This is a genomic window from Paenibacillus massiliensis 2301065 = DSM 16942 (assembly GCF_000377505.1).
GTDB classification, from domain to species: Bacteria; Bacillota; Bacilli; order Paenibacillales; family Paenibacillaceae; genus Paenibacillus; species Paenibacillus massiliensis.
On the sequence record NZ_KB898211.1, the window covers coordinates 23,415 to 34,326 of the forward strand.

General features: G+C 47.8%; 9 protein-coding genes and 1 rRNA gene. All 10 read left to right on the top strand.

Features of this window, described 5'->3' with window-relative positions; all coding sequences use genetic code 11:
• The first annotated feature begins 176 nt into the window (after window positions 1-176).
• Window positions 177-1,586, top strand: coding sequence for an NCS2 family permease (locus D328_RS0127905; protein WP_018888306.1), 1,410 nt, complete (start codon window positions 177-179; stop codon window positions 1,584-1,586).
• 231 nt (window positions 1,587-1,817) lie between these two features.
• Window positions 1,818-2,822 carry a succinylglutamate desuccinylase/aspartoacylase family protein gene (locus D328_RS0127910; protein WP_018888307.1) on the top strand — a complete coding sequence of 335 codons (1,005 nt, stop codon included), beginning with the start codon at window positions 1,818-1,820 and terminating at the stop codon, window positions 2,820-2,822.
• 150 nt (window positions 2,823-2,972) lie between these two features.
• Window positions 2,973-4,514 (top strand): ABC transporter substrate-binding protein, encoded by a 1,542-nt coding sequence (locus D328_RS0127915; RefSeq protein WP_018888308.1) that lies wholly within the window; start codon window positions 2,973-2,975, stop codon window positions 4,512-4,514.
• A 174-nt stretch (window positions 4,515-4,688) separates the two neighbouring features.
• Complete coding sequence (locus D328_RS0127920; protein ID WP_407667825.1) at window positions 4,689-5,615, top strand: ABC transporter permease; 927 nt, start codon at window positions 4,689-4,691, stop codon at window positions 5,613-5,615.
• A 31-nt stretch (window positions 5,616-5,646) separates the two neighbouring features.
• Complete coding sequence (locus tag D328_RS0127925) at window positions 5,647-6,486, top strand: ABC transporter permease (RefSeq protein ID WP_018888310.1); 840 nt, start codon at window positions 5,647-5,649, stop codon at window positions 6,484-6,486.
• A gap of 250 nt (window positions 6,487-6,736) precedes the next feature.
• Entirely contained in the window at window positions 6,737-7,819 is a 1,083-nt protein-coding gene (locus D328_RS0127930) for an ornithine cyclodeaminase family protein (protein ID WP_018888311.1), read from the top strand.
• Window positions 7,816-8,628 (top strand): ABC transporter ATP-binding protein, encoded by an 813-nt coding sequence (locus D328_RS0127935; RefSeq protein ID WP_018888312.1) that lies wholly within the window; start codon window positions 7,816-7,818, stop codon window positions 8,626-8,628. Before D328_RS0127930 ends, D328_RS0127935 begins: the two co-directional genes overlap by 4 nt.
• 78 nt (window positions 8,629-8,706) lie before the next feature.
• Entirely contained in the window at window positions 8,707-9,492 is a 786-nt protein-coding gene (locus D328_RS29895; protein ID WP_018888313.1) for an ABC transporter ATP-binding protein, read from the top strand.
• Window positions 9,493-9,551: 59 nt separating this feature from the next.
• Window positions 9,552-10,097, top strand: coding sequence for a carboxymuconolactone decarboxylase family protein (locus D328_RS0127945; protein ID WP_018888314.1), 546 nt, complete (start codon window positions 9,552-9,554; stop codon window positions 10,095-10,097).
• 743 nt (window positions 10,098-10,840) lie between these two features.
• Window positions 10,841-10,912, top strand: a 16S ribosomal RNA gene (locus D328_RS0127950); the annotation flags it as partial.

The following is a 10,912-nucleotide window of genomic DNA, read 5'->3' on the forward strand; positions in this document are numbered from 1 at the left end:
AAAATAAATAATGTTCGTTTATATGGTTGACAATCCTGCTGCCTCGCCCTAAAATGAGAAAGCAATGTCAATCCTTTGCACGTACATGAACTAGAGGTCTGCTGACAATAGTAGTAAGGAGTCTTGCAGTAACCGTACGAAATGCAATGACATTTTGAATTTAAGGAGAGAGATTAGTGGAACGATTTTTCAAATTAAAAGCGAACGGCACGACAGTACGTACGGAGATTATGGCCGGGATCACGACCTTTATGGCTATGGCTTACATTCTGTCAGTCAACCCGAATACACTAACAGCCTTCGGACAGATTGATATTGGCTGGTACTCCGTATTTCTGGCTACCGCGCTTGCAGCAGGTATTTTCACCATTGCTATGGGGCTGTTCATTAACTTCCCTGTCGCACTGGCTCCGGGAATGGGCTTGAATGCGTACTTCGCTTCTGTAATATTGGCATCCGCTACGAGCGATCAGCCGTTTACTTGGCAGATGGGACTTACGGCTGTATTTATTTCCGGTCTGATCTTTATTTTACTGACGGTAACGAGAGTTCGTCAGACGCTGCTCGTAGCCATTCCTGATGGTCTGAAGCATGCGATTACAGTTGGTATTGGTATGTTCATTACCATTATTGGATTGAAGAACAGTGGAATTATGACTATCGGTGTCGAGGCTGGTAATGATATTCCGGCACATACCTTCACAAATGTATTGTCCTATGAGACAGTCATTCATCTTGGAAGCCTGGAGAATACCAGTGTACAGCTCGCGATCTTCGGCCTGTTGCTGATCTCCATTCTGATGGTTCTGCGTGTGAAGGGTGCGATTTTGTTCGGTATTCTGGGCACGACTGTGATCGGAATGTTCATGGGTGCAGTAGATTACAGCGTATTATCTGGACCTAACGCTCACTGGACCCCTGATTTTACACAGCTGAATTTTATGGAATTCGACTGGAACGGTATTATGCATACAGGTATCATTTCGGCGATTGCTACGTTCACCTTTGTTGAGTTGTTCGATACTTTCGGTACATTGGTGGGTACAGCTCAGCGCGCGGGAATTATGGATGAGCCGGAAGAAGGCAAGAAGCGTGTCGGTAAAGCCATGTTCGTTGATGCAGTAGCTGTTACTGGTGGTGCTATGCTCGGAACCTCCACAACGACGGCTTACGTAGAGAGTGCGGCAGGTATTGCTGAAGGCGGTCGGACAGGTCTGACGGCTGTAACTACAGGCGTATGCTTCCTGTTGGCTCTATTCCTGGCGCCGATTGCGGCCCTGATTCCAGGTGCAGCGACTGCGGCAGCTTTGATTGTGGTTGGCGTACTGATGGCTCAATCAATCAAGCAGATTGACTTCCAGGACATGGTCATTGCGATTCCGGCTTTCCTGACCTTTGTCATCATGCCATTCACTTACAATATTGCTAATGGTATTTCCTTTGGGATCGTGACTTATGTCATTCTGGCTCTGGTAGCCAATATGGCATCTGCGAAGACGGGTAAGAAATACTCCATTCACTGGATGATGTGGGTGCTGGCTATTCTGATTATCTTGCGTTATGTACTGGTAGGTAGCGAGGGCTAATACAGTAAAAAATGCAACAAATTCAAGCTGCTCTAGGCGAAGGCCTGGGGCAGTTTTTTTGTCATTTTTTCGTTATGTGGCATTGGTAAGAATATACATACTATTTTTTGTTGACATCTGTCGAAAAGAGTCTAATAATATTCATTAATACATTAAATCCGATGAAATTAATTGGATATTTGATTGCCATTTTTCATCATTCATCAACAGAGCCGAAGGAGCTTGTGTCTCATGATTAGAGATGTACAACTGCAATATGCTTCACTCGAAGCAGCCCTGTCAGAACAGCCTGAAGGTACCGTCTCAAGAGTATCGCTTTCCTTTGCAGATGAGGCTACAGCCTTCTTCGTCGTGAAGGGACAACGGTCTGGGCCTACACTGTGGGTGCAAGCTGCTCTTCACGGGGATGAGTACGACGGGATTGTGGCGATACTTCGCTTGTTAGAGACTATAATGCCTTCCAGTCTGCAAGGACAGATTATTCTATGTCCTGTCGTCAACCCTTCAGCATGTCTGGCAGGGACTAACGCTAGCCCCGTTGATTCGGTGAATCTGAACAGGGTATTCGGGCAAGAACGCAAGGATAGCTATTCTTACTACTATGGAGAGTGGCTACTACAACAGATTGTACAGCATGCTGATTTCTTGATTGACCTTCACGGGGGAGGGGCGTATCTGGATGTCAGTCCGTTCGCCATGCTGCCAACGAATCACCTGCAAGCCTATCAGACCGCAGCCCGTCTGCTTCATCAGCTGTCTCTGACCGCCATTTATGAGTGTGGATCGGATGCAAAAGAAGGAATGTTGGTTCAGGCGGTGTGCGAGGCAGGTATTCCAGCTGTATTGCTGGAAAGCGGAGGTGGGATCGCGTGGAAGCCAGAGGCAGTGAGGCAGCATGAGCATTCGATAGCGATGATTCTATCGGGACTAGGCATGCAGTCTGAAGTCGTACCCTTCACGCCACTGCAATCTCCGACCACGATCCGTGAAGTGAAGGAGCTCAGGTTCGAGACATCAGGTCTATTACTTCGCCATGCAGCGGTGGGTTCCATAGTAACTCTTGGTGAAGAGTTGCTTAAGGTAGTCAGCTTACCAGGATTTGAAGAGAGTGTCATATCGTGCCCAGTGCCTCAAGCGATCATTCTATCCATACATACGGCGTCCACTGTAAAGACACAGGGCTATGCCGTGATGTTAGGAGTTCTTGAAGGTTCTGTAGAGGATACACAAGGCTAGATCCACAAATCAGGGGTTGACTATAGAGAAGCACGAGTGTAAATCCGGGGGGTTCTGGAAATACCATAGTGTTGGTCTGTAAAGACGACCGCAAGAAGCATTGATTGTGGGGATAGCCGACAACATATAAGAAAGAGGGTTATGAAAGAAATGAGAAAGAAATCCGCGCTGTTGCTATTGTTCCTGGCTTTTAGCTTGGTTGTTGCAGGCTGCACTACCTCGACCCAAGAAGGCAGCTCCCCAGAGCCTGCTGCCACGGAGCCGCTGGAGATCACGGTTGCCAGAGCCTTTGACGTCAATGGATTAGACCCTGGCTTCCTGACTGAAAATGCACAGGTCGTAGACAATATCTTCGATACGCTGGTCAAGCGTGATGAGAATGAAGAGCTGGTCCCGGGCCTTGCCACAAGCTGGAGTCAGGTGGACGATACGACCTGGGAGTTCAAATTGCGTGAGGGTATCAAGTTCACGAATGGTGAGCCGTTCAATGCAGAGGCTGTCAAATACTCTATTGACCGCGTGCTGAAGCCAGAGAATAATGCTCCTACTGCAAGCTATATTTCTACCATTCAAGAGGTCAAGGTTATAGACGAGCAGACGGTGCATGTAATCACCAAGAAGGTTGACCCGCTGATTCCTACACGTTTCAATCGTTATCCGACGGAGATTGTTCCGCCGAAATATACCGAAGAAGTCGGCCAGGAAGCTTTTGCCCAGAAGCCTGTCGGTACAGGCCCTTATACATTCGTAAGCTGGGATAAAGGAAGCCAAGTGGTGCTCGAAGCGAACTCCGAATATTGGGGTGGTGAGCCGGCTGTGAAGAAGGTTACCTTCCGCTCAATCCCTGAAGCATCCACACGTGTGAGCGCCCTGTTGAACGGTGAGGTAGATATTATTACGGCAGTGTCTCCAGAGAATCGCAATCTGATCGAATCCTCCTCGGCAGCCAAGCTATCGGTTGTTGAGCGTGCGGGGAACACAGTCTATGTTGGCTTCAAAACAGACAAGGAGCCTTTTAACAATCCGAAGGTTAGACAAGCATTGAACTATGCAATTGATGTAAATGCAATCGTGGATAATGTACTGCAGGGGGCTGCTGTCCAGACGAACAGCCTGATTGGTCCTAAGGATTTTGGCTATGCTGGGGAATTTGATGGCTATGGCTATGATCCGGAGAAAGCGAAGCAATTGCTGGCTGAAGCAGGCTACCCGAACGGGTTCTCCACTACGCTGGATACAGTCAACTGGTACATCAAGAATACAGATGTCGCACAGGTTATTGCGGAGCAGCTTAAGGCGATCGGCGTAACTGTCAAAGTGAACAATGTAGAAAGCTCTGTATACCGCACGCTGGTGCCTTCCAATAAGCAATCCGATATGTATGTGCTGGGCTGGAGCAGTACGAACACACTGGATGCGGATGCAGCGATCTATGCAATTCTGCGCTCTGGGGAGTCCTACTCTACCTACAATAATGAAGAGGTAGATGCGAAGCTGGATGAGGCACGCTCTACTTCAGATCAGGAACGCCGCAAGGCTCTGTACAAGGAGATTCAGGATATTGTGCTGCAGGATGCACCACGTATCTTCCTATATCAAGAGAATCAATACTACGGCGTATCGAATGAACTGAACTGGAATGGCCGTATTGATGGTTCAATTCCAGTAGTGACGATCAAGCCTGCGAATTAAGGCCATCTTATAGATAGGGCACCGCTACATGGCTGGCAAAGCTTCTTGTATCATGAGGGGCTATGTCAGCGTAGCGGTACTACTTTTTGAAAAGGTACGAATGCTAGAAAGTGACCTCATAACGAATATGTGCTGCTTCAATTATAAGCATCAGCATATGTCGGTGATAGGAGTGTGTGTGGATTGAGACCCTATATTATCCGTCGGGTCTGGCAGTCGTTGTTGGCGGTGCTGGGAGCAGCCACAGTTATCTTCTTCATTATTCGCCTGTCTGGAGACCCGGCCAGACTCATGCTACCACCAGAGGCTGGAGAGGAGCAGGTGGCGGCACTTCGGTCCAGTCTAGGCTATGATCGTCCCCTGCTTATGCAGTATGTGGATTACCTTAAGGACCTGATTACTGGTAATCTGGGCAACTCTTTATATTTTAAGGAGTCTGCTCTCCAACTGGTTCTGGATCGGCTACCGCAGACAATTGGTCTTGCTGTAGCTGCAATTGTGATTGCTGTAGTCGTAGGTATGCTGGTAGGCATTGTGTCTGCATACAAGAAGAATAGCTTTGTTGATTACTTGTTAAGCACATGGATATTCGTGACACAGTCTTTGCCTGTCTTCTGGGTGGGGATTGTACTTATTCTGATCTTCTCTGTACAGTTACACTGGTTCCCGACCTCAGGTAATAGAGGCTGGGCCTCGCTGGTGCTGCCTGCCATCACGCTAGCGGCATATCCGATTGCGCCGATTGCCCGCACGATGAGATCCGCCCTCATTGACGTATTGGAGCAGAGCTACATGATTACAAGCAAGGCACAAGGCTTCTCCAGGCGGCAAATGGTGTTCAGGCGTGGATTAAAAAATGCGCTGCTACCAGTCATTACAGTTATCAGTCTGGAGTTCGGTGTCATGATTGCGGGCGCTGTTGTGACCGAGACGATCTTCTCGTGGCCCGGAGTCGGGCAGTTAATCGTCCAGGGGGTAAGTAATCGGGATTTCCCATTGGTGCAGGCCAGCATACTCGTAATTAGCGTGCTGTATATTGCCATTAATTTTCTGACAGACCTTATCTATCTGTGGATCGATCCCAGAATTAAGGTGCAGTAACCAAGTGAGGAATTAAAAGTGAGGAGTCGCAATGAATAAATTAGCTCTGCTGAAAGGCAACTGGAAAGGGATTATCGGGATTACGGTACTAGCCATCATATTCATGGTAACTATCTTCTCCCCCGTGTTCTCGCCCTATGACCCATACAAGCAGTCTTTGCAGGACATCCTGATCCCTCCGCTCAGCCATTACAGCTCGCACGATGGTCTAAGTCTGCTCGGTACGGACCAGCTTGGTAGAGATATATTGAGCAGGCTGTTGTATGGTGGCAGATTATCGCTCTGGATGAGTATGGTGTCTGTAGCCTTTGCAGGTGTATTCGGTACAATGATTGGCATCGTTGCTGGATACTATGGAGGCAAGATTGATGCACTGATGATGCGCATTGCGGATATTCAGATGTCCATTCCAAGCATGCTGCTCGCGATTGTTATGGTAGCAGTTCTTGGCTCAGGCTTGACCAATATTATTATTGTTCTGTCTGTTACCGGCTGGGTGGTGTTCGCTCGTGTCGTCCGCAGTCAGGTGCTGTCGCTGAAGGAACTGGAGTATGTAGAGGCAGCCAAGGCCATGGGGGTACCCAATCTGGATATCATGCGTCGTCACATCCTACCGAACACGTTATTCACAATTGTCACGCAGGCGGCCCTGCAGATGTCGCGTATGATCCTGCTTGCAGCATCCCTGAGCTTCCTGGGACTTGGTATCGACGTGTCTACTCCGACCTGGGGCGGGATGATAAATGATGGCAAGAATTATATTAGCTCAGCCTGGTGGCTATCCACGATTCCGGGGTTAGTGATTGCCTTTGTCATTCTGACCATTAATCTGGTAAGTGATTGGCTTCGGGACAAGTCCGAGGCTCGATAGAGACAGAGGTATAGATGAAGGACAGACCTCTAGTTGGAGGACAGACTCTAGATGGAGTACAGACGTCCATTCCCTGAATTGCTCACCTGTCCGTCGCTAAAGTCCGTTGCTAAATTCATAAGACGCAAGCTGCTTCAACAGTTACTTCATCATTAGTTATGATCAGATTATGCTATGAAGTCTCAGAAGTAAAAGTAAAAGTAAAAGTAAAAGTAGAAGTAAGGTGTGCTGGAGAAAGGAGGATTCCCGAATGTTAATCATTACTCATGAGCGGGTCGTTCAGAGCGGCATAGCTGAGCCTAAGATAGCACAAGCAATCATTGAGCGTACTTTCCGACACAAGGCTGAGGGTCTGGCCGTCTGTGCACAGGAGATAGCCATGATTCCCGAGCATCTGGATGCGGGGGCCTTTTATTCATTACCTGGGTATTTAGCTGCGGAGCGAATAGCCGGTATTAAATGGACTTCGCATGTGCATAAGCAAGCAGGACGCAGCTCATCCACGCACCCGATGATTATGCTTAATGATCTGGATACCGGGATGCCGTGTGCGCTCTTGGACGGACTCCTGATCAGTGGATTGCGTACAGGTGCCGTATCAGCCACGGCTATTAAGCTGCTGGCGAACCCGGATGCCCAGACGCTCTTGGTATGTGGATCGGGATATCAGGCCAGGCATCAGTTGCTGGCTGCTATTCCGTTCCTGCCCCGCCTTAAGACCGTCTATATCTGGAGTCGTCACGAGCAGCATGCTAGTCGTTTGGCAGAGAGTCTGCAGAGCTTGGCAAGCGAACGGAATCTTCAATTAAAGGTCTTGCCTGCTCTGCCTGATTGTCTGGATCTGGCTGAGATCGTCATCGGAATTACCTCTGCTACCACACCTTATTTGCAGCCGACTCACTTTGTACCGGGACATTTGTACATTCACGCGGGTATTAGGGATGTGACACCAGAGGCCATTGCGGCTTTCGACCATATCATCTGCGATGATTATCAGAGTGGTGTACTGACCAGTAGTCAATCCTTGTTCGAGCTGGCTCGTCAGGATGAGACAGTCGTGACAGGTAAAATCTCTTTGCTGGAGGAGCTACTCTGTGGTGAAGTTGAAGCGAAGCGTGAGCAGCGATCCCGTATCAATCAGGGGCAGAGTCCTCAGGAACAGCCTAATCAACAACCGCATCCGAAGCAAAATGCACAGCATAAGCTAATGTTCAACGCATTCGGCTTGCAGATCTTCGATCTGGCGCTTGCACATGCCGTACTGAACACAATACAGGGGCGAAATCTGACGGGCGTACAGGACATTGCTTTGTTTGAGGAGATACAGCCATGACACGTAATAAAATCATTGAAGTGCTGGATGTCAGTCTGGGCTTCGAGAAAAAGCAGCAATGGTCTCCGATCTTCAACAATTTATCCTTTGACATCTATGAGGACGAGATTGTGTGCTTGGTAGGAGAGTCGGGTAGTGGGAAGAGTGTGGCGGCGAAATCCATCATGAGGCTGTTGCCGACCCCACCAGCTCGATATACAAGCGGACAGATTCGCTTCAACAACAAGGACCTGCTTGCGATGAATGAGAAGGAGCTGCAAGCGATCCGGGGCCGTGAGATGGCTATGGTATTTCAGGATGCTCTGAGCGCGTTGAATCCGGTCTTTACCATTGGGACTCAAATGGCGGATGTGATCCGTCTGCATGGAGAGACCAGACTAACGAAGAGGCAAGCTCTGGAGCAAGCCAAGGAGCTGCTACATCAGGTAGACATTCGTAATGTGGAGGAGGTCATCCAGCAGTATCCATTTCAGCTGTCGGGAGGGATGAGGCAGCGTGTCATGATTGCGATGGCATTATCCTCCAAGCCGCGACTGCTACTGGCCGATGAGCCGACTACTGCGCTGGATGTCACGGTGCAAGCCAATATACTGAAGCTGATTCGCAGGCTGCGGGAGCAATATGCGATGAGTATCCTCTTCATTACGCATGATCTGGGCGTGGTTTATGAGATGGCGGATAGAGTGCTTGTGATGAAGAATGGCGAGCTTGTGGAGCAAGGCACCAAGACGGATATTTTCACAAATCCACAACATGCGTATACCAGACAGCTGCTGAACAGCATGCCGCGGATTTATTTTCAAAAATAAGGTGAAGAGCATAATTCATTGTCGATAGGTGGTCAATGCCGCCTTAATGATGTCTAGTACTGAAGGTGAGGTGATCGAATGAGCAGACCGCTCTTGGAGGTCTCGAATCTGAGAAAGATATACAAGACCAAGACGAGTGGGGAGTTCGCAGCCGTTAAGGAGGTCTCCTTCTTTCTAAAGCAAGGGGAGACGCTTGGCATTGTCGGTGAATCGGGAAGTGGCAAGACTACCGTAGCCAAGATGATAGCTGGTATGATTCCGGTGACCTCGGGTGGTATCACTTTGAATGGTGAAGTGGTCAGCGGCCAGCGACGGAGCAGAGCAACGAAGCGTAATATTCAGTACATCTTTCAGGACCCCGTATCCTCACTCAATCCGAGACTCAAAATCAAGGATATTCTAGGTGAGCCATTACGCTTGTACTTCAGATATTCGAGGGTAGAGGTCGAGCGAAGAGTAGATCAACTGCTGACGGATGTCGGTCTACCTGTCCATTATCGCGATCTGTATCCAAAGGAGCTGTCAGGGGGACAGTGTCAGCGTGTCGGCATTGCCCGAGCCATTGCGGCTGAACCAACGGTAATTGTATGTGATGAGCCTACATCAGCACTGGACATGACTGTTCAATCACAAATTCTGGAGTTGCTGAAGCGGCTACAGCAGGATCGGAATCTGTCCTATATCTTCATCGCCCATGGACTCGAAGTTATCTATACGATATCGGATCGGGTTCTGGTCATGAAGCAGGGTGAGGTCGTAGAGTCAGGGGATACAGAGCAAATATTCAGACAGCCCGAGCATCCCTACACGCAATCGCTTATTCAGGCGATCCCACGAATTGAGATTCCTTATTTCGAATATTAGAGGTTGAATGGTTGAGGTCAATTTGCTGAAGAAATTCAAATTCAGAGGAGGACGATAGGATGAGTATAATACCTTTGGCGCAAGTAGAGGATATGACACCAGAAGCTAAGGAGTTCTACGAGGCAAAGCTGAGAGACAATGCAAGGGTAACGAATATGGTAAAAACCTTGCTACATTCCATGCCTTCCTTCCGGGCGATGGAGTTCTACCCGATCCGTAATGAGCTGTTAAATGTAATTGGTACAAGAGCGGTATACTTCTATTGCTATGCGATTTCTACAGAAAATGATTGTCTCGTATGCTCTACGTATCACGCCAAGCTGTTGAAAGAACTAAATATTGCGTTCGATGAATTCGAATTCACAGAGATAGAGAACGTATTAATTGCTTACGGTAGAGGATTGGTTAATGATCCGAATCATATTGATCAGGCTATCTACGAGAAACTGAAGGAGCATTTCACGAATGAGCAGATTGTGGTCATCACAACGGTTGGCTGCAAGATGATTGCTTCTAACATATTTAACTCAGCGTTGAAGGTGGATCTTGATGAGTATCTATTCGAGGTAGACTTCGACAAAAGCATCCTGCCGGCCAAGGCATAAATGATGAAATGTTAAAAGGACGAGCTTGCAGCTACAGTGCAGGCTCGTTCTTTTGTTTCGATAAGGGTCAAGGGATAAGTTCACGGAATGAGCATAGTGAGTATGGGGAGGGAAGTGAGTATAGTGGGGATGGTTTGGAAGGTGGAGGGAGGAAGGAGTGTTACTTTGCTGCGCCTAGAGCATTGTCGGTAGAGAAAGATGTATAAGTAAAGTATAGATAGGTAATTAAGAAGTGAAAGATAGGGTTTGGATGCGTGTGGAGTATATAGGTTGGTGATGAGACGATCCGAATGAAGTAATAGAAGGAATAAGGAACAGAAGGAATAAGTCACTAGTTAATGAAAAACGAGAGAGGCTTGGTCATGAGCTGATCATTTTTAATAGGGGATAACAAAAAGGTAAGTGGGTAACGTGAAAAGAAGTTTTCTGAAAAAAAGTGTTGCACTAAGTTCTTGTACATGGTATATTCTAATTCCGGCCAAGAAAGCACTGAGAAATCAGAGCGGTAAAGCAGTATTTAGTTTCCAAGGTTAACATCCAAAAGAAATTAAAATAAATGCTTGCAAACTTGGTAAGGATATGATAAGATATAAAAGTTGCTGAGCGAGAGTTGCTCGGTAAAGAGAAAAGGTTGATCTTTGAAAACTGAACAACGAGTGAGCGAATTTCACGCAAGTGAGATTCAAACAATGAGATATGAATCTCGTCAGATTCAAAATGAGCTATCGCTCTTTTCAATAACTTTATTGGAGAGTTTGATCCTGGCTCAGGACGAACGCTGGCGGCGTGCCTAATACATGCAAGTCGAGCGGACT

Excerpts from the sequence above, each read along its gene's own strand:
- D328_RS0127925 (WP_018888310.1), top strand. The coding sequence starts at position 5,647 with ATGAATAAATTAGCTCTGCTGAAAGGCAACTGGAAAGGGATTATCGGG.
- D328_RS0127930 (WP_018888311.1), top strand. The coding sequence starts at position 6,737 with ATGTTAATCATTACTCATGAGCGGGTCGTTCAGAGCGGCATAGCTGAG.
- D328_RS0127910 (WP_018888307.1), top strand. The coding sequence starts at position 1,818 with ATGATTAGAGATGTACAACTGCAATATGCTTCACTCGAAGCAGCCCTG.
- D328_RS0127945 (WP_018888314.1), top strand. The coding sequence starts at position 9,552 with ATGAGTATAATACCTTTGGCGCAAGTAGAGGATATGACACCAGAAGCT.
- D328_RS0127935 (WP_018888312.1), top strand. The coding sequence starts at position 7,816 with ATGACACGTAATAAAATCATTGAAGTGCTGGATGTCAGTCTGGGCTTC.
- D328_RS29895 (WP_018888313.1), top strand. The coding sequence starts at position 8,707 with ATGAGCAGACCGCTCTTGGAGGTCTCGAATCTGAGAAAGATATACAAG.
- D328_RS0127915 (WP_018888308.1), top strand. The coding sequence starts at position 2,973 with ATGAGAAAGAAATCCGCGCTGTTGCTATTGTTCCTGGCTTTTAGCTTG.